The sequence below is a fragment of the Blastococcus sp. TF02A-30 genome, from assembly GCF_003319185.1.
In the GTDB taxonomy this organism is placed as follows: Bacteria; Actinomycetota; Actinomycetes; order Mycobacteriales; family Geodermatophilaceae; genus Blastococcus.
The window spans coordinates 103,376-121,040 of sequence record NZ_QOHJ01000003.1; the positions used below are offsets into that span (position 1 = coordinate 103,376).

The 17,665-nt window shown below is 74.8% G+C and carries 18 protein-coding genes and 1 tRNA gene; 9 read left to right on the forward strand and 10 right to left on the reverse strand.

Annotation, left to right across the window (positions count from 1 at the left end; translation table 11 throughout):
* Nucleotides 1-37: 37 nt before the first annotated feature.
* A complete protein-coding gene (locus tag DQ241_RS07575; protein ID WP_113829587.1) occupies nt 38-820 on the reverse strand; it encodes an isocitrate lyase/phosphoenolpyruvate mutase family protein in 783 nt (260 codons plus the stop codon).
* Nucleotides 821-932: 112 nt separating this feature from the next.
* Here DQ241_RS07575 and DQ241_RS07580 point away from each other — a divergent pair, with 112 nt between their 5' ends.
* Both DQ241_RS07580 and bfr read left to right on the forward strand, forming a co-directional pair.
* Nucleotides 933-1,139: a bacterioferritin-associated ferredoxin gene (locus tag DQ241_RS07580; RefSeq protein ID WP_113829588.1), complete on the forward strand. Its 207-nt coding sequence runs from the start codon at nt 933-935 to the stop codon at nt 1,137-1,139.
* 7 nt (nt 1,140-1,146) lie between these two features.
* On the forward strand, nt 1,147-1,611 hold the full coding sequence (gene bfr / locus DQ241_RS07585; protein WP_233492292.1) for a bacterioferritin: 465 nt from the start codon (nt 1,147-1,149) through the stop codon (nt 1,609-1,611).
* A gap of 65 nt (nt 1,612-1,676) precedes the next feature.
* Here the strand turns inward: bfr and DQ241_RS07590 are convergent, their stop codons facing one another.
* Nucleotides 1,677-2,627: an ABC transporter substrate-binding protein gene (locus tag DQ241_RS07590; RefSeq protein WP_113829590.1), complete on the reverse strand. Its 951-nt coding sequence runs from the start codon at nt 2,625-2,627 to the stop codon at nt 1,677-1,679.
* 145 nt (nt 2,628-2,772) lie between these two features.
* Here DQ241_RS07590 and DQ241_RS07595 point away from each other — a divergent pair, with 145 nt between their 5' ends.
* Nucleotides 2,773-3,696, forward strand: coding sequence for a siderophore-interacting protein (locus DQ241_RS07595; RefSeq protein WP_113829591.1), 924 nt, complete (start codon nt 2,773-2,775; stop codon nt 3,694-3,696).
* Nucleotides 3,697-3,737: 41 nt separating this feature from the next.
* The gene (locus DQ241_RS07600; RefSeq protein WP_113829592.1) at nt 3,738-3,980 is read left to right on the forward strand and encodes a hypothetical protein; all 243 of its coding nucleotides are present in this window, start codon (nt 3,738-3,740) and stop codon (nt 3,978-3,980) included.
* Here DQ241_RS07600 and DQ241_RS07605 read toward each other — a convergent pair.
* Complete coding sequence (locus tag DQ241_RS07605; protein ID WP_158545897.1) at nt 3,958-4,734, reverse strand: MerR family transcriptional regulator; 777 nt, start codon at nt 4,732-4,734, stop codon at nt 3,958-3,960. The two genes, DQ241_RS07600 and DQ241_RS07605, sit on opposite strands and share 23 nt — an antisense overlap.
* Nucleotides 4,735-4,839: 105 nt before the next feature.
* On the opposite strand from DQ241_RS07605, the gene DQ241_RS07610 reads away from it, so the two are divergent.
* The 4 genes from DQ241_RS07610 to DQ241_RS07625 all read left to right on the forward strand — a co-directional run bounded on the left by DQ241_RS07610 (nt 4,840) and on the right by DQ241_RS07625 (nt 8,871).
* On the forward strand, nt 4,840-6,681 hold the full coding sequence (locus DQ241_RS07610; protein WP_113829594.1) for a hypothetical protein: 1,842 nt from the start codon (nt 4,840-4,842) through the stop codon (nt 6,679-6,681).
* Nucleotides 6,682-6,711: 30 nt separating this feature from the next.
* Nucleotides 6,712-7,155: a hypothetical protein gene (locus DQ241_RS07615; RefSeq protein WP_113829595.1), complete on the forward strand. Its 444-nt coding sequence runs from the start codon at nt 6,712-6,714 to the stop codon at nt 7,153-7,155.
* On the forward strand, nt 7,152-8,456 hold the full coding sequence (locus DQ241_RS07620) for a hypothetical protein (RefSeq protein ID WP_113829596.1): 1,305 nt from the start codon (nt 7,152-7,154) through the stop codon (nt 8,454-8,456). The genes DQ241_RS07615 and DQ241_RS07620 overlap by 4 nt, the downstream gene beginning before the upstream one ends.
* 133 nt (nt 8,457-8,589) lie before the next feature.
* Complete coding sequence (locus DQ241_RS07625) at nt 8,590-8,871, forward strand: flagellar FlbD family protein (RefSeq protein WP_158545898.1); 282 nt, start codon at nt 8,590-8,592, stop codon at nt 8,869-8,871.
* 18 nt (nt 8,872-8,889) lie between these two features.
* Here DQ241_RS07625 and DQ241_RS07630 read toward each other — a convergent pair whose 3' ends face one another.
* The 7 genes from DQ241_RS07630 to DQ241_RS07660 form a co-directional block, all read right to left on the reverse strand.
* Nucleotides 8,890-9,435: a gluconokinase gene (locus DQ241_RS07630; RefSeq protein WP_113829598.1), complete on the reverse strand. Its 546-nt coding sequence runs from the start codon at nt 9,433-9,435 to the stop codon at nt 8,890-8,892.
* A gap of 49 nt (nt 9,436-9,484) precedes the next feature.
* Nucleotides 9,485-10,228 (reverse strand): alpha/beta hydrolase, encoded by a 744-nt coding sequence (locus tag DQ241_RS07635; protein WP_113829935.1) that lies wholly within the window; start codon nt 10,226-10,228, stop codon nt 9,485-9,487.
* Nucleotides 10,229-10,232: 4 nt separating this feature from the next.
* Nucleotides 10,233-13,775 (reverse strand): AAA family ATPase, encoded by a 3,543-nt coding sequence (locus tag DQ241_RS07640; RefSeq protein ID WP_113829599.1) that lies wholly within the window; start codon nt 13,773-13,775, stop codon nt 10,233-10,235.
* 109 nt (nt 13,776-13,884) lie between these two features.
* Nucleotides 13,885-13,957 (reverse strand) — tRNA-Ala (locus tag DQ241_RS07645).
* Between the two features lie 84 nt (nt 13,958-14,041).
* Nucleotides 14,042-14,452 carry a VOC family protein gene (locus DQ241_RS07650; protein WP_113829600.1) on the reverse strand — a complete coding sequence of 137 codons (411 nt, stop codon included), beginning with the start codon at nt 14,450-14,452 and terminating at the stop codon, nt 14,042-14,044.
* A 20-nt stretch (nt 14,453-14,472) separates the two neighbouring features.
* Nucleotides 14,473-14,886 (reverse strand): helix-turn-helix domain-containing protein, encoded by a 414-nt coding sequence (locus DQ241_RS07655; protein WP_233492293.1) that lies wholly within the window; start codon nt 14,884-14,886, stop codon nt 14,473-14,475.
* 13 nt (nt 14,887-14,899) lie between these two features.
* The gene (locus tag DQ241_RS07660) at nt 14,900-15,682 is read right to left on the reverse strand and encodes a M23 family metallopeptidase (protein ID WP_113829602.1); all 783 of its coding nucleotides are present in this window, start codon (nt 15,680-15,682) and stop codon (nt 14,900-14,902) included.
* Between the two features lie 439 nt (nt 15,683-16,121).
* Between DQ241_RS07660 and DQ241_RS07665 the strand changes: the two genes are divergently transcribed.
* A complete protein-coding gene (locus tag DQ241_RS07665; RefSeq protein ID WP_233492294.1) occupies nt 16,122-17,660 on the forward strand; it encodes a mannitol dehydrogenase family protein in 1,539 nt (512 codons plus the stop codon).
* Nucleotides 17,661-17,665: the final 5 nt, after the last annotated feature.

Consider the following 17,665-nt stretch of genomic DNA (forward strand, 5'->3'; position numbering starts at 1 on the left):
CGACGCACAACCGCCGTGGCCGGCGAGGCCCCGGAGATCAGTTCAGCCGGCGGGTCGTCGCCGGCAGCTCGCCTCCGGCCACCAGCGCGGCCGCCGCGTCCTGCAGCGCGGTGAGCGCGACCCGCTGGGTGTTCGGGCCGGCGGACACCCGGGCGACGCCGAGCTCCTCCAGTTCGCGCACCGACGGCGACCGCCCCGGGACGGCGATCACGCTGAGCCGGCCGGGGCCGAAGGCCTCCGCGAGCACCGCGATCTCCTCGCGGTCGACCGCACCCGGCACGAACACCACCGGCGCCCCCGCCCCGAGGTAGGCGCGGCCCCGGCGCACGGCCTCGGTGAGCAGCCCGGTGCGGTCGGCCCCCGGCTCGGCGCGCAGCAGCGCGTCGGTGCGGGCGTTGAGCACGAACTCCACGCCTTCCGCGCTGCCGGCGGCGAGGACCGCCTCGACCGCGGCGACGGCGTCGTCGAGCGGGCGCATCGCGTCCTCGAGGTTGCCGCCCACGGCACCGGCGGCGATCGCCCGGCGGGTGGTCTCCCCCGGATCGCCGTAGCCCGCCTCCATGTCCATCGACACCGGCAGGTCCACGGCGGCGGCGATGCGGGCCACCATGTCCAGGTGCAGGTCCAGCGAGATCCGCTCGCCGTCCTCGTAGCCGAACGTCGCGGCGATCGAGTGGCTGGCGGTGGCCAGCGCGCGGACACCCTCGACCGCGGCGACCACCCGCGCGGAGACGACGTCCCACACGTTGGGCAGCACGAGCACGCGCGGGTCGGTGTGCAGGCTCAGCAGGGTGCGGGCGCGGTCGGCGAGGTCGGGCACCGGCCGAACCTAGCGCGTTCCGCTGACCAGGGAACCTGGCGCGGGAGACTCAGGTAAGGCTAACCTCCGTCGAACGCTCCCCCGCCGTCTCCCGGTTAGGCGAACCCCGCGCATGTACGTGTGCCACTGCAACGTGGTGACCGACCAGGACATCATCGAGTCGATCGCCAACGGCGCCCGCTGCATCGCCGACGTCGCCCGCGAGACCGGTGCCGGCCGCACCTGCGGGGGCTGCGTCGAGACCATGCGTGAGCTCGTGTGCCAGCATTGCCCGGTCATGGCCGAGCGACAGCTGGGAGTTGCAGGTGCAGCCCGTTAGTCCCCGAGTGGTCGAACTGCTCAACGATGCGTTGACCTTCGAGCTCACCGTCACCAACACGTACTTCCTCAACGCCCGCATGCTCGACGCCTGGGGCCTGCCCAAGCTCGGCAAGGTCTTCTACGACCTCTCCATCGACGAGATGCGCGACGCCGACGCCCTGATCCAGCGCGTCCTGCTCTTCGACGGCCACCCGAACCTGCAGCGCCTGGGCGCCATCCGGGTCGGCGAGACCGCCGAGGAGATGCTCGTCCTCGCCCTCGACAGCGAGAAGCGCGCCGTCGCCCAGTTCAACGCCTCCGCCCAGGAGTGCCACGACCTCGGTGACCACGGCACCGCGGCCGTCTTCGAGGAGATGGTCCGCGACGAGGAGAAGCACGCCGACTGGTTCGAGGCGCAGCTGGCCGCCATCGAGCGGGTCGGTGCGCAGCAGTACCTCGCCGCGCAGATCGCCACCGAGACGCCCGAGTAGCACCGGCACCACGACGAAGGGCCCTCCCCCGGTTCCCCGGGAGAGGGCCCTTCGTCGTGCCCGGGTCAGCCCAGCAGCTCGCGCAGGGCGTCCAGCTGCAGCGTCGCGGCGCGCAGCCCGATGCCGGTGTAGAAGACGTCGTCCTCCACGGCGTGCGCGTTGCCCTCGGCGACGGCGGTGAGCCGCGGCCACAGCGGCCCGGCGACGACGGTGGCCGCGCCGGACTCGTCCTCCGGCCCGTACGACGAGTACAGCAGGACGTCGGCGTCGGCCTGGGTCAGCTCCTCCGCGGACAGCTCGGCGAAGGTCGGGCTCTTGTCGGTGGGCAGCTGCAGCTGCCCCAGGCCGATGTCGGCCAGCACGGTGCCGATGAAGGACTCGGCCGTGTAGACGCGGATGGCGCCCTGCACGAAGCGCATGGCGCTGACCGTCGTCCCGGCGGGGTCGCCGATCTCCTCGCCCAGCGCGGCGGCGTCGGCCTCGTACTCGTCGAGCGCGGCCCGCGCCTCGTCCTCCAGACCCAGCGCCTCGGCGTCGAGCAGGAAGTTCTCCTTCCAGACGACGCCCACGCGGTCGGCGAAGACCGTGGGCGCGATCTGGGCGAGCTGGGCGTAGATGTCCTCGTGCCGCATCTTGCTGGAGAGGATGAGGTCGGGCTCGAGCGCCGCGATGGCCTCCAGGTCCGGCTCCGCGATCGTGCCGACCACCTCGACCCCCTCGGCGTCCTCGGCCAGGTAGCTGAGGAACTCCTCGGACACCGCGGTGGTGACCGCGCCGACGGGGGTGACCCCCAGCGACAGCACCGTGTCGAGCTCGCCGGTGTCCAGCACGACGACCCGCTCGGGGCGTTCCGGGATCTCGGTGCTGCCCATCGCGTGCTCGACGGTGCGCGGGAAGGCGGCATCGGACGACGACGGCGCCGCCTCGCCCGCGGTGTCGTCGTCGGACCCACCGCACGCGGTGAGGGACAGGGCGGCAGCCAGGGCGAGCGCGGTCGCGCGGGCGGTGCGGGTCATGGATCTCCTCGGAGCAGGTGCGCGTGCCGATGGCGACACGCTCTGGATCAGCCCCGGGTCGGTGTGCAACACTGCGACCAGGGACAGGTGAGGCTAACCTAAGGCCGTTCGCCGATCCCGCCACCACCGAGCGGAGAGGCGAACCATGACCGTCGAGGCCGTCCAGGTCCCCGTCTACCGCCCCTTCCCGGTCCAGGTGGCCCGGCTGCAGCGGCTGAGCCCGAGCTTCCTGCGGGTGACCTTCACCGGCGTCGACCTCGACGACTTCGCCACCAACGGCTACGACCAGCGGATCAAGGTCATGCTGCCGCTGCCCGGCCGCGACATCTCCGACTGCCCGGCCGACCCCGACTGGTACGGCGCCTGGCGCGCCCTCCCCGAGGACCGGCGGATGCCGATCCGGACCTACACGATCCGCGCGGTGCGCCCGGAGCTGCGCGAGGTCGACGTCGACTTCGTCCTGCACGGCGCCACCGGCCCCGCCTCGGCCTGGGCCGAGACCGCGGCGGTCGGCGACGAGGTCGTGCTCATCGGCCCCAACGCCCGCTTCCCGGGTGCGACGGGCGGCTTCGAGTGGCACCCGCCGGCCGACGCCTCCTGCCTGCTCATCGCCGGTGACGAGACCGCCGTCCCGGCCATCTGCGCCATCGTCGAGACGCTGCCCGCCGGCCGGCGCGCGCACGTGCTGCTCGAGGTCCCGGTGGCCGGCGACGCCCTCAACATCGCCGCGCCCGACGGCGTCGAGGTGACCTGGCTGCCCCGCTGGACCGAGGGCAGCACCCCCGCGCCGCGCGGCGCGCTCCTCACCGCCGCCGTCGTCGAGGCGGTGCGGGAGCTCGCCGACGTCCTCGCCCCCACCCCGGTGGAGCTCGACGACGTCGACGTCGACACCGGCATCCTCTGGGAGGTCCCGGTCGAGCAGACCCGCTCCTCCGGCGTCTACGCCTGGCTCGCCGGCGAGGCGGGCGTGGTCAAGGGGCTGCGCCGGCACCTCGTGCAGGAGGTGGGCGTCGACCGCCGCTCGGTGGCCTTCATGGGCTACTGGCGCGAGGGACGCGAGAGCGACTGACTCCGTTTGACGTGTGACATCGAGCGGTGTCACATGGAGGGGTGAACGGCGCCCACGACCTCCTGGCCATGGACGGGCTGAAGGTGATCGGCACCATCGGCTTCTTCGTCCCGGCCGCCATCCTCGTGACCTTCGTCGTGGTCGCGATCATCCGCGACCGCCGGCTGGTCGCCCGGGAGGAGGCCGAGGAGGCGGCGGAGGCCGCCCGGCAGCGCGAGGCGCTGGGCGGGTACCAGGACGTGCGGGGCGAGCGCTCCGGCCCTACTCCCCCACCAGCCGGCTGAGCTCCGCCTCCACCGCGGCGGTCACCGCCGCGGCCATCTCGGTGCGGAAGGCTGCGAGCACCGCCTGCGCCGCGGCCGGCTGCAAGCGGGCCACGGTCGTGCGGATCTCCTCGAGCTGCGCCGGCGGCGCCCCGGCCTCGACGAAGGCCTGCCACCCGGTCTCCACGAACATCTGCACGTAGATCCGGGCGATCTCCCGCACCCGGGCGTTGACCTCGCCCTGCGCGGCGATGAGCCGATCGGCGGGGACGCCGAGGCCGAGCACCTGCAGGCCGGCGGTGAGCAGTGCGGGGTCGAGCACCCGCAGCGTCCCGTCGTCGAGCCGTTCCACCAGGCCGAGCCGCACCAGGCTGTCGACGATCGCCGGGTCCTCCTGGATGCCGGCGCGGGCGGCCAGCTCCACACCGGTGGTGGTCTCCGGCTCCGGCGGCAGCCACGGCGCGAGCAGCGCGCGGTGCAGCGCGAGGGTGGCCGAGCTGGCGCCGGCCGGCGCGCTGGCCAGCGTGCGCTCGATCATCGCCAGCGAGTAGCCCTCGGCGAGCATCTCCCGCACCAGCAGGAGCCGCGCGACGTGCTCGCGGCCGTAGTAGCCGGTGCGCCCCACCATGCGCGGGGGTGGGAGCAGCCCGCGGGCGGAGTAGGCGCGGAGGTTGCGCACGGTGACTCCCACGCGGGCGGCGAGCTCGTCGACCGTCAGCTCGCGGTCGCCGTCCTCGTCCCCCGCTGCGGTCGCACCGTGCGTGACCACCGACACCCCCTCGACCTCGTCACCTCCACGGTAACCGCCTCGTCCCATGTATCAGTTGTCGATGTCACCGTGATGGGTGTTGCATAGCCCTCATGGACCGAAGGGGTTGCCGTGCTGCTCAGCGCTGAGACACGTCCGGCCGGAGGGGCCGCGCTCGGCGAGGTCGCCCTCGCCACGGGGATCGGGGCGGGGCTCACCGTCCTGCTGCTCGGGTTGGTGTGGCTGCACCGCACCCGGCGGTCGACGATCCTGACCCGCGTCGGGACCCGGCTGGGCAAGGCCACCGGCGTCCCCGACTGGGTGGCGCTGCCGACGATCCTCACCACCGTCTCGCTGCTCGTGGCGCTGCTCGGCATGCTCTGGGACATCGCGCTGCACATCGGTGTGGGCCGCGACGAGGGCCCGCTGGCCAACCCGGCGCACTACCTGATCCTCTTCGGCCTGTTCGGCGTCTTCGCCGGCGGCGTCTTCGCCTGCGCCATGCCGCTGGACGTCAAGCCCGGACCGGCCGCCGTCCGCTTCGTCCGCGGCTGGGACGTGCCGGTCGGCGGCATCCTGCTCACCGTCGCCGGCTTCTACGCCCTGCTCGGCTTCCCGCTCGACGACGTCTGGCACCGCCTGTTCGGCCAGGACGTGACGCTCTGGGGCCCGACCCACCTCATGCTCATCGGCGGCGCCGGCCTGTCCATCGTCGGCCTGCTCGTGCTCGAGCAGGAGGGCCACGGCACGCTGTCGACCGACGACGGCGACGTCAAGGCCGGCCGGGTCGCCCGGTTCGTGCGCCAGGCCGCGGCCACGGGCGGCCTGCTCCTCGGCATGTCGGTGTTCCAGGGCGAGTACGACTTCGACGTCCCCCAGTTCCGGCTGGTGCTCGAGCCGTTCATGATCGCCGGGGCGGCCGGGATCGCGCTGGTCGCCGCACGGCTGTTCATGGGGAGGGGCGGCGCGCTGGCCGCCACGGCCTTCTTCCTCGTCATCCGCAGCGGGATCGCGCTGGTCGTCGGCCCCGGGTTCGACGAGATCGTGCCGATGTTCCCGCTCTACCTGGGCTCGGCGATCGTGGTGGAGCTGCTGGCGCTCGCGATGGACCCGGCCCGCCGGCCGCTGGTCTTCGGCGCCGTCGCCGGTCTGGGCATCGGCACCGTCGGGCACGCCACCGAGGCGGGCTGGACGCACCTCACCCAGGATCTGTCGTGGGGCAGCGACATCCTCGTCGAGGGGACGCTGATGGCGATCGCCGGCGGCGTGGCCGGATCGCTGCTCGGCACCCTGCTGGCGCTCGGGCTGCGCCGCCGGCTGCCACGGCCGAAGGTCGCCCGTTCGGTGCTGCTGGCCAGCCTGGCCGTGCTGGCGGTCTGCGTGACCAACGGGCTGATCGCCACGGTGCCGGACGACACGACGGCGACCTTCGCCATCGACGACGTCGAGACCGACCCGCGGACCGCCGACATCACCGTCCAGCTCGACCCGGCCGACTTCCCCGACGACCCCGCGTGGGTGCAGATCACCGCGTGGCAGGGGCAGGGCCTCGTCGTCGAGCCGCTGGAGCGGATCGGCGAGGGCGAGTACCGGACCACCGAGCCGGTGCCGCTGCACGGGGACTGGAAGACGCTGCTGCGCGTCCACGACGGGCGGGTGCTCACCGCGTTCCCCATCTACCTGCCCGAGGACGCGGCGATCCCCGCCGACGAAATCGTGGCCGAGGACGGGATGACCCGCGAGGCGATCCCCGAGATCGACATCCTGCAGCGGGAGCTCAAGGACTCCGGTGGCGGCCTGTGGGCGCTGGCCAACCTGGTGGTGCTGTTCTGCACGCTGGCGCTGATCGCCGCGATGTCGTGGGGCGTCGGGCGGTACTCCCGCCGGGCGTCGGCCGCCGAGCCCTACCCGGACACCCCCGCCGACGCGCCCGACGGCGCCCCCGCGCCCACCGGGTCCGGCTCGTCGCGCTGACCCGCCCCACCCGAACCGGAGAACCCTGCCGTGACCGCTCGTCCTGCCCGGCTGCCCCGCGCCCTCGGGGCGCTCACCCTGGCGCTGGCCCTCCCCCTCGCCGCGTGCGCGGGGACCGACGCCGACGCCGGCTCCGCTGCTCCCCCGTCGCCGTCCAGCTCCGCTCCCGCGGAGGACTCCTCGGCGGCCGCGCCGTCGTCGCAGGCTCCGGCGGGGCAGCTTCTCGAGGTGCAGGTCGCCGGGGGCCAGGTCACCGGCGACACCGGCCGGGTGCCGGTGGCCGCCGGCGAGCACGTGGTCCTCACGGTGACCAGCGACGTCCCCGACGAGCTGCACCTGCACGGCTACGACCTGACCGCCGACCTGCAGCCGGGGACGCCCGCCACCGTCGAGTTCGACGCCACCATCCCCGGCGTCTTCGAGGTGGAGCTGCACGAGGCCGGGACGGTGCTGCTCTCGCTGCAGGTCGGGTGAGCCTCCTCGCGCACGGGGTCGGCTCGCGCACGGACCTGCCGATCCCGATCGGGTTCGCGCTCTACGGCGCCGGCGCCGCGATCCTGATCAGCTTCGCCGTCCTGCTGCTGTTCTGGCGCACCCCGCGGCTGGGCGGCTCCGGCTCGGGCCGCCCGCTGCCGGAGGGGCTGCAGCGGGTGCTCGACGGCGCCCCGCTGCGCCGCGGGCTGCAGGCGCTGGCGCTGCTGGTGACGGTGTTCGTCGTGGTCGCGGCGCTGGCCGGACCGGACGAGACCGCGCGCAACCTCGCCCCGTGGGTGCTCTACGTGACCTTCTGGGTGGGGCTGGTCCCGGCCAGCCTGCTGCTCGGTCCGGTCTGGCGGGTGGCGAACCCGCTGCGGCTGCTGCACCGGGTGCTGCGGCCGCTCGTGCCCCGCGCTCCCGGCGCGCACCTGCTCCCCGCGCTGGGGCTGTGGCCCGCCGCCGCGTCGCTGCTGGTCTTCGTCTGGCTCGAGCTGGTCTACCCCGGCCGCGCCGAGCCGGTGACGGTCGCGGTCTTCCTCGTCGGCCACGCGGTCGTGCACGTGGGCCTGTCGCTGTGGTTCGGCGAGCGCTGGTTCGCCTCCGGCGAGGCCTTCGAGGCCTACTCCACGCTGATCGCCCGGCTCTCGCCGTGGGCACGGCGGGACGACGGCCGGCTCGTGCTGCGCAGCCCGCTGGCCAACGCCATGGCCACACCGGCGCAGCCCGGGCTGACCGCCCTGGTGGTGGTGCTGCTCGGGTCGACGGCGTTCGACGGGCTGTCGCGGACGGCGTGGTGGCAGACCGGGCCCGGCTCGGCGAACGACTCGCTGTCGGGCACGCTCGGCCTGCTCGCCTGCATCGCGCTGGTGGCCGGCCTGTACGTGCTGGGCACCCGGCTCTCCGGCCGGCTGGCCGGGCAGGACCCGGCGGTGCAGCCGGGGCGGTACGCGGCCACGGTCATCCCCATCGCGCTGGGCTACACCGTCGCGCACTACTTCAGCCTGCTGGTGCTGGACGGGCAGAACACCTGGATCCTGATCAGCAACCCGTTCGGCGCGGCCGGCGTGGACCTGTTCGGCACCTACGGCAACCGGGTCGACCTCACCGCGGTCAGCTCCGACGTGATCGCGCTGGTGCAGGTCGGGGCGATCATCCTCGGGCACGTGGTCGGCGTGACGCTGGCGCACGAGCGGGCGCTGCTCTCCGCCCGGCGGGCACGGGCCTCCGACCAGCTGCCGCTGGTGCTCACCATGGTGGTGTTCACCCTCGGCGGGCTCGGCCTCCTCTTCGGGTTCTGAGCCCCCCACCTGCGCGGATCCGCCCCCCGACGGGTGATCCGGCTCCAGTTCCGGCCGCCTCCTGCCGATGGAGTCAGTGCCCGCACCGGCGCAACCGGGGACCGCTTCCCCGACGAGCGGAAGGACCGCTCCCGTGATCGCAGTGACCTGCCGCAATGGCGAGCACTTCAAGGTCGACCCCGCGACGATCGAGCGCATCGACCAGGACCCGGACACGATCCTGCACCTGGTCGACGGCCGGCACTTCGTGGTCGACGTCGGGTTCGACGAGTTCCTGCGGCTGATCCGCGACCACCGCGCCGCGTTCGTGATGTCCTCCAGGCAGCTGACCCGGACGGCGCCGCGGGTCTCGCCGGCGCACCCGTCGCTGTTCGGCCGCGACCTCGTGCCGGTGCCGCGGCCGGTCACGGACTGACCTCGGCGGCCGTCCGGGTCACCGCTCCGGCTGCAGCTCCCCGCGTTCGGCCTCGAGCACGGCGAGCAGTTCGTCCAGCACCTGGTCGGGTGCACCGGCCCCGGAGACGGCCGCCCCGGGCTCGTCCGGCTGCAGGGGTTCCAGCGTCGCCAGCTGGCTGTCCAGCAGCGACGCCGGCATGTAGTGCCCGGCGCGGCGCCGGAGACGCTCGCGCAGGAGATCGGGGTCCACGGTCACGTGCGCGAACCAGACCGACGGGTTCCCCTCCCGCAGCAGGTCGCGGTAGGAGCGCTTGAGCGCCGAGCAGGTGACGACGACGGAGCGCCCGGCCTGCTCGTGCTCCCCGATCCAGCCGGCGAGCTTCCGCAGCCACGGCCAGCGGTCCTCGTCGTCGAGCGGGTGACCGGCGGCCATCTTCTCGACGTTCGCCTTCGGGTGGAACTCGTCGCCCTCGGCGAACTCCCAGCCCAGCCGCTCGACGAGCCCGGACGCGACGGTGGACTTCCCGGATCCCGAGACGCCCATGACGACGATGGTGGTGGTCGGTGGCGCTGCTGCCTCCATGGGCCGACCGTAGGGCCGTCCGGGCCGGCCCACACCCCGAGCGCCCTGGTCAGCGGGCGTCGAGCGCCTCCAGCAGGGTCGGCCAGGCGGAGCTGCGCGGGTCGATCACGGCGAAGTGGCCGCCGTCGACCGGCCGCACCCGCACCTGCGGGTGGCGCCGCGCGTAGGACTCGGCGAGGGCGAGCGGCACGATCTCGTCCGCCGTGCCGTGCACCACGGTCACCGGTACCCGGGGCTCGGGCAGCCGCACGGGGTCGAGGTCGGGCCGGCCGGCGGCCGGCCCCCCGAGGAACGCCCGGACGGCGCCGTCGCCCAGCCCCAGCTCCTCCCCCAGCGCCAGGTCCACGACCGGGGCGAGCGGGACGACGCCGACGACCTGCGGCAGCGGGTCGACGGCGGCGTGCGCGACGAGGTGCCCGCCGGCGGAGTGCCCGACCAGGACCAGCCGGCCGTTCGACCGGCCGGCCAGCTCCTCGGCCACCGAGACGGTGCGGATCGCCGAGGCGACGTCGTCCACCGTGGCGTCCGGGTCGCCGGGCACGCGGCGGTACTCGATCGCGGCGCTCGACCAGCCTTGCCGCGCCAGGGCGTCGGCCAGCGGGCGCAGGTGCAGCCGGTCGTACTCCGGTCGCCAGAAGCCGCCGTGCACGAGGACGACGAGCGGCCGGTCGGCCGAACCGAAGCGGACGTCGACGACGTGCTCGGGCAGGTCCCCGTAGCTCAGGACCAGGTCGGGCCCGGGTGCGGGCAGGTCGAGCACGGAACGGTCCTCGGCGTGGGGCGCTGCTGGCACCGCGTCACCCCACCACACCGCGGGCGATCGCAGCGAGCCGGCGGTTCACCGGCGTGCTCCGGAAGCAGGTGCGGAGGGCGTCGTCCCGGACCCGCCCGGCCGCGGCCGCCAGGTGTCGGGCGGCCTGCTCGGCGACGTCGTCGGCGCGGGGATCCTGGAGGGCGCGGAGGACGCGGTGCGCGTCCACGAGGACGCGGCCGGGTTCCACGACGCCGGGCGCGACACCGTCCGCCAGCCCGAGCAGCACCTCCTCGACCGCTGACCGCGCGGCGGCGTCGTCCCCGGCGTCCAGGTGGGCGCACGCCGCCGCGGCCAGCGCCTCCAGCCGCTCGACCTGCACTCCCAGCCCGGCGTACCGGTCCGCGGCCGCCTGCAGGACGCCGGCCGCGGCCGGGTCGCCGGCCACGTGCAGCGCGAGACCGGCGACCAGGTCCGCCCGAGCGGCGGCGTGCGGCACGTCGACGCCCGCCGCGGCCGCCTGCGCCTCGGCCGCGCGGTCCCGGGCGCGCTGGACCCGCCCCTCGGCCAGGTCGGTGACCGCCAGCGACGCGAGCAGGTGGGCGGTCAGGTAGGGCAGCTCGTGCTCCCCGCTCACCCGGAGCCCGCGCTCCAGGTGCTCGCGCGCGGCGGGCAGGTCCCCCGCGAGCCGCAGCGCCTCGCCGGTGCTCTGCAACGCGGCGACCACGCCCTCGGCGTCGTCGATCTCCTCGGTCAGCGCCAGCGCCCGCCGGGCACCGTCGAGGGCGTCGTCGAGCCGGCCCTGCTCCTGGGCGATCCGCGCGAGGTTGGTCAGCATGATCCCCTCGCGGTAGCGGTGCCCGGTGGCCACGAACACCGCGAGCGCCTCCTCCGAGGGGCGGCGCGCCTCCTCCAGCCGGCCGAGCTCGAGCAGCAGCGCACCCACCTGCCCGCTGACCATCGCCTCGCCCTCGCGGTCGTCGACGAGCCGGTGCTCGGCCCGCGCCTCCTCGAGCCGCGCCAGCGCCTCCTCGCTGGCGCCCCGGTTGGTGGCCACGACGCCGAGCAGGCGCAGCGTCTCCCCGGCCCTGCGGTGGTCCTCGACCCGCCGGGCCGCAGCCAGGGCCCGCTCGAGCAGGTCCGCGGCACCGGCGTGCTCATTGAGGAAGGCCAGGCCGCGTCCGCCCTGCATGAGCGCCTCGGCCTCCAGGTCGGTCCGGCCGGCCAGCCGGGCGAGCTCCGCGGCCTCGCGCGCGACCGGCGCGACCTCCGCGTAGTCCCCCCGGTAGAAGTGCCAGCGCCCCTCGGCGAGCAGGACGAGGGCGCGGTGCGCCGCGTCGAGGTCGTCCGCCGCCAGCAGCTCGTCGAGCCGCGCGCGCTGCTCCTCGCGCCGTCCCAGCCGGTCGAGCACCGACTCCTCGGCCAGCAGCACCTCGCACCACAGCGACCGGTCGGCGGCGGGGACCAGCGAGCGCGCCCGGCCGAGCAGGGCCAGGGCGTCGTCGCTGGCGAAGGTGCCGGCCGCGTGCCGGCCGGCGCGTAGGTACCAGCGCGCCGCCGCGGCCGCCTGCCCCGCCCGCTCGTGGTGCCGGGCGACCACGGCCGCGTGCTCGTCGGGCCGCCCGGTCCGCTCGACGACGTCCTCCAGCCACGCCGCGGCCAGGGCGTGCAGGGTGCGCCGGGTCGACCGGAGGACGTTCTCGTAGGCGACGTCGCGCAGCAGCGCGTGCCGGAAGGAGAACTCCCGGCTCTCGGCGAACGCCGACCGCGGCCGCTCCACCACCACGTCGCGCGCCGCCAGGCCGCCCAGGGCCGCCGCCCGCGCCGGCGGCGCCACCGAGGCGGCCAGCCGGTCGACGGCCTGGTCCCAGAACACCCGGCCGACGACGGCGCCGCAGCCGAGGACGGTGCGCTCGGCGGGGGCCAGCGCGTCCAGCCGCGCCTGGAGGAGCCCGCGCAGGGTCGTCGGGACGCGCACCCGGTCGACCGCGTCCCCGGCCACGGTCCACCGCTCCCCGGCGGTGTCGACCACGCCCTCCTCGAGCAGCCAGCCGACCAGCTCCTCGACGTAGAAGGGGTTGCCCTCCGCCGTCTCGACGACCAGGTCCACCAGCACCGCCGGGAGGGCGTCCACCCGCTGGAGCAGCTCGTGCACGAGCAGGCCCACCGCCGCGTCGGGCAGGGGCGCCAGCGGCAGCCGGGAGTGCCCCGGCTCCTGACCCCAGGTCGGCCGCTGCTCCAGCAGGCGAGGCCGGGTGGTCGCGACCACGAGCAGCGGCCCGAGGTCCGGGACCCGCGCCAGGCCGGCGACGGCGTCCAGGCTCGCGGCGTCGGCCCAGTGCAGGTCCTCCAGCAGGACGACGACCGGCGCCCGGCGGCCCATGTCGCGCAGCAGCTCCTGCACCAGCGCCGTCCCGCGGCGGCTCAACGCCTCGGGCTCGGTCGGCGGGCCGGTGCCGCCCAGCGCGAACCCCAGCCAGGTCGCGACCGTGCCGGGCTCGTCGGCGTCCCCCCGCTCCGCCCGGAGCCGCTGCCAGCCCTCCTCCCAGCGGGCCCGCACCCGCTCCGGTGGATCGGTGGCGCGGATGCCGAACCGCTCGGCGAACGCCGTGCGCACCAGCCCGTAGGGGACGTCGCGGGTGGCAGGTGAGGCGCGGCCGCGCAGGACCCACACCTCGGTGGGCAGCCGGGCCAGCCAGTCCTCGACGTCGTGCACCAGCCGCGTCTTGCCCACGCCGGCGTCCCCGACGACCGTGACGACGTGCGGCGCGCCCCCGGCGACGACGCGGTCGAACGTCTCCTGCACCTGGCGCAGCTCGGCCTCCCGGCCGACGGTGCGGGTGACCACGCCGGCCACCCCGCGCGTCTCGGGCCAGAAGTCCTGGTCCGCGCCCTCCACGACGTAGCCGTCGACCGTGCCCTCGATGCCCTTCAGGCGCAGGCCGGTCAGCTTCCGCAGCCCGTAGCGGCCCCGGACCTGCCGGCCGGTCTCCGCCGAGAGGAGCACGGACCCGGGGGCGGCCGCGGCCTGCAGCCGGGCGGCGCGGCCGGCGGTGTCGCCCACAACGAGGAACTGGCCGTCGTCTCGCTCCGCCCGGCCGGTCACCACCACCTCGCCGGTGTCGACACCCACCCGCAGGGCCAGGCCCGCGGCAGCCGGAACCTCCGCGCACACGCTGCCGAGGGCCGCCTGCATCGCCAGGGCGGCGCGCACCGCGCGGACCGGGTCGTCCTCCTGCGCGCGGTAGAGACCGAACACCGCCACGACGGCGTCGCCGATGAACTTCTCCACCACCCCGCCCTCGGCCTCGACGGCGGTGCGCAGGGCGGCGAAGTAGCGGCTCATGACCTGCTGCAGGTCCTCGGGGTCCAGCCGCGCGGCCAGCCCGGTCGAGTCGACGAGGTCGGCGAAGACCACGGTGACGAGCTTGCGCTGGTCGCCCACCGAGGCGGCCAGGAGCCGGTCGCGCTTCTCGACCAGCGGCAGCAGCGCGGTGTCGACGACGGCGTCCCCGAGCAGCGCGCGCTGGCCCTCCAGCGCGGCGATCGCCTGCTCGAGGCGGTCGAGCTCGTCGGGGTCGGGTGGCACGTCCTCACCCCCGGGGTGCGGCGTCCGGCGGGCGAACCGTACCGCCGGGCCGGCCCCGGGAACGAGAAAGGACGCCCCTCCGCTGGAGGGACGCCCTGTCTCGTACGGGTGGAGCTGAGGGGACTCGAACCCCTGACCCCCACACTGCCAGTGTGGTGCGCTACCAGCTGCGCCACAGCCCCGTACCGACCCGGTCTGGTGCGTCCGAGCCGGGAGCAACTGTACAGGGCCGCGCACAGCACCCGGTGCAGGGGGTCGGCGTCGCGTCAGCCCTCCCTCAGCTGGGCGATGCGGACGTTGTTGCCGAAGGGGTCCCGCAGGCCGAAGTCGATGCCGTAACCGCGGTCCTCGGGCTCCTCGGTGAGCTCGACACCCTTGGCCTTGAGCTCGGCGTGGGTCTTGTAGGCGTCGTCGCAGGCGAAGAACAGGGTCCCGCCGGCGGCGCCCTTGGTCAGCATGGCGCGGACCTCGGCGGCGGTCTCCTCGCTCATGGCCGGCTGGCCGGGGCGCTCCAGCAGGACCTTCTGGTCGGTGCCGGGCACGCGGACGGTCAGCCACCGCATGAAGCCGAGGTCGGCGTCGGTGTCGACCTCCAGCCCCAGCTTGCCGACGTAGAAGTCGAGGGCCTGGTCCTGGTCGAGGACGTAGATACCGGAGATGTTCAGTCGGGTGATCATGGGCAGAACCGTAGGAGCGCTCAACCCCGGCGTGCTTCTCCGAAACTGCTCGGTCGCAGCCACGCCATCGCGAAGCAGGTGGGCACCGGCGGCAGCGGCCCGCGCCGCCGGTACACCGACGGTGGCTCCCCGACGATGTCGCGGAACACCCGGCTGAACGTGCCGAGCGACGAGAACCCGACGTCCATGCAGATGTCGGTGACGCTGCGATCCGTCGTCCGCAGCAGGAACATCGCGCGCTCCACCCGGCGGCGCTGCAGGTAGCGGTTGGGCGTCTCGCCGAACGCGGCACGGAAGGTCCGGATGAAGTGGGCCTCGGACACGTGCGCTATCCGCGCCAGCGTGGGGACGTCGAGCGGCTCGGCGTAGTCGCGGTCCATCGCGTCGCGGGCGCGCAGCAGCCGCCGGTTGCTCTCCTCGACCGCGCGGCTCACGGTCGGGATCGAATCAGATCGAGACGCCGCGCTCCCGCAGCCAGGGCAGCGGGTCGACCCGCTTGCCGTCGATGCCGCCCTTGTGCACCTCGAAGTGCAGGTGCGGGCCGGTGGACTGGCCGCGGTTGCCGAGCAGCGCGATGGTCTCGCCGGCCTCCACGTACTGCCCCGGCTCCACCAGGATCTTGTCCATGTGGCCGTAGACGGTGACGTCGCCGTTGTCGTGGAGGACGTAGACGGCGAGGCCGAAGCCGGATGCCGCGCCCGCGCGCAGCACGACGCCGTCCATCGCCGCGTACTCGGGCGTGCGCATCGGCGCGGCCAGGTCGATGCCGTAGTGGAAGGTGCCCCAGCGGGCGGCGAAGGTGCTGGTCAGCCGGGCCCCGTCGACCGGGAGCACCGCCTTGGGACGGGCGGCCTCGATGGCGGCGGCCTCGGCCGCGGCGCGCTCGGCACGGGAGGCGGCCACCTCCTGCAGCCGCGCCTGCGCCTCGGCCACGCTGATCGAGGCCTGCGGGAGCATCTCCACGTTCTCCTCGGCGGCCAGCATCTGCTGCTGCGCCGAGAGCACCGGGGTGGCTCCGGTGGCACCGGCCGTGCCGGTGAAGCCGAGCCCGGCGGCGGCGATGCCGCCGGTGAGCAGCGCGGCGAGCAGGACGCCCGGACGACGGGTGGCGTGCGGCCGCGGCGCCCGCCGGGCCCGGCGGGACGGGCGGACGGCGGCGTGCCGACCGGTGCTGGGCCCCGTCGCGACCAGGAGGTCGGTGGGGGTGTCGGCGCCCGTCCGTGCGTCCATGCAGCTGTGCCCGTCCCGCGATGCGTGAAGGAATGGTCCGGCCGGATTCGGCTCCCGCCCATCGAAACATCGCGTGACCGGTTCGTGACCCGACGCCCGGCGCGTCATCCACGACACGCCGCGTGAGGCGTCTCACCCGCCCCACCAGTCACAGCCGGAACTGACATCGGTGTGATTCGCCGGTGCGGGACACGTGCCGACCGTCACGCCCGACCGGGTGAACCGGACCGGTTTGGAACCCCGGGTTGCGGGCATCTCACTTCCTCCGGCGTGCAACAGCCCGCGCCGACCGATTGCCCGTCTCCGGTTGCATCCCGGACACATCGGCGCCGGAACCATTGCGCGGCCGTGGGCCGCACCCGTGTACTGCTGTTCGGAACCGGTCCGGAACTCTCCCGGCCTCTGGGCGGTGGTGCACGAGCGACGAAGGAGGGATGCGTTGACCCAGGCCGAGATCCTCCCGCTCCCCGCGGCTCCGTTCCCCGCTGCCGCTCTCCCGGAGATCCGGCCCCTCACGCAGGCGACGCTCCGCTCCCACGGCGAGCAGCTCACCGTGCCCACGTACGACCGCGACGCCCTCATCCCGGCGGTCGTGCACTTCAGCGTCGGCGGCTTCCACCGCGCGCACCAGCTCCTCTACTTCGACGAGGTCGCCGAGCGGCGCATCAGCGCCGGCTGGGGCGTCGTCGGCGTCGGCCTGCACAGCCGCACCATGAAGGACGCACTGGCCCCGCAGGACCACCTCTACACCGTGGTCGAGCGCAGCCCCGACGGCGAGCGCGCCCGCGTCGTCGGCGTGATGGTCGACTACCACTTCGCGCCCGACGCCCCGGGCCGCGTCCTCGACCTGCTGACCCACCCCGACACCCGCATGGTCTCGCTGACCATCACCGGCAGCGGCTACCGGATCGCCCCGGCCACCGGCACCTTCGACGGCGACGACGAGGACATCGCCTGGGACCTCGCGCACCCCGACCGGCCGCGCACCGTCTTCGGGTTCATCGTGGAGGCGCTCGACCGGCGCCGTCGCGCCGGGCTGCCGCCGTTCACCGTCGTGTCCTGCGACAACATGCACCGCAACGGCGACGCCGCCCGCACCGCCGTGGTCGGCTTCGCCCGCCTCCGCAACGAGGTGCTGGCTCGCTGGATCACCGACCGGGTGAGCTTCCCCAGCAGCATGGTCGACCGGATCACGCCGCACACCACGCCGGGCGAGCGCGAGGCCGTCGCCCGGCGCTACGGCGTCGACGACCGCTGGCCGGTCATCACCGAGCCGTTCTCCCAGTGGGTCATCGAGGACGACTTCTGCAACGGCCGGCCGCCGCTGGACCAGGTCGGCGTCCGCTTCGTCGCCGACGTCGGCCGCTACGAGCTGATGAAGACCCGGCTGCTCAACGCCAGCCACTGCGCCCTGGGCTACCTCGGCTCGCTGGCCGGGCTGCCCAGCCTCGACCTGGTCATGGCCGACCCCGTCTTCGCCGGCTACGCCACCCGGCTCATGGACGCCGAGGTGACCCCGCTGCTCCCGCCGCCGCCCGGCATCGACCTCGGCGACTACAAGCGGACCCTGCTGCGGCGCTTCGCCAACCCGGCGATCGCCGACGGGCTGCCGCGGCTGTGCCGGCGCGGATCGACGAAGATCCCGCACCACCTGCTGCCCTCGCTGCGCGAGGCGCTCGACCAGGACCGCCCGCACCGGCTGCTCACCCTGGCCGTGGCCGGCTGGCTCCGCTACCTGCGCGGCACCGACGAGGCCGGCCGGCCCGTGCCGGTCGACGACCCGCACGCCGAGCTGCTGCAGGGGCTGGCTCGCCAGGGCGGCACCGACCCGCGGCCGGTGCTCGGCGTCGGCTCGATCTTCGGCGACCTCGGCGAGCGGCCGGGCTTCGTCGCCGGGCTCCGCGACGCGCTCGAGCGGCTCGACCGCGATGGCGTCCGCGCCACCGTCACCGCGGCGACCGGGGCCTCGCTCCGGTGACCGCC

What these genes read in the sequence shown, in the direction of transcription:
- DQ241_RS07580 (WP_113829588.1), top strand. Translation starts at nt 933, where the DNA reads ATGTACGTGTGCCACTGCAACGTGGTGACCGACCAGGACATCATCGAG.
- DQ241_RS07590 (WP_113829590.1), bottom strand. Translation starts at nt 2,627, where the DNA reads ATGACCCGCACCGCCCGCGCGACCGCGCTCGCCCTGGCTGCCGCCCTG.
- DQ241_RS07650 (WP_113829600.1), bottom strand. Translation starts at nt 14,452, where the DNA reads ATGATCACCCGACTGAACATCTCCGGTATCTACGTCCTCGACCAGGAC.
- DQ241_RS07630 (WP_113829598.1), bottom strand. Translation starts at nt 9,435, where the DNA reads ATGGAGGCAGCAGCGCCACCGACCACCACCATCGTCGTCATGGGCGTC.
- DQ241_RS07595 (WP_113829591.1), top strand. Translation starts at nt 2,773, where the DNA reads ATGACCGTCGAGGCCGTCCAGGTCCCCGTCTACCGCCCCTTCCCGGTC.
- DQ241_RS07660 (WP_113829602.1), bottom strand. Translation starts at nt 15,682, where the DNA reads ATGGACGCACGGACGGGCGCCGACACCCCCACCGACCTCCTGGTCGCG.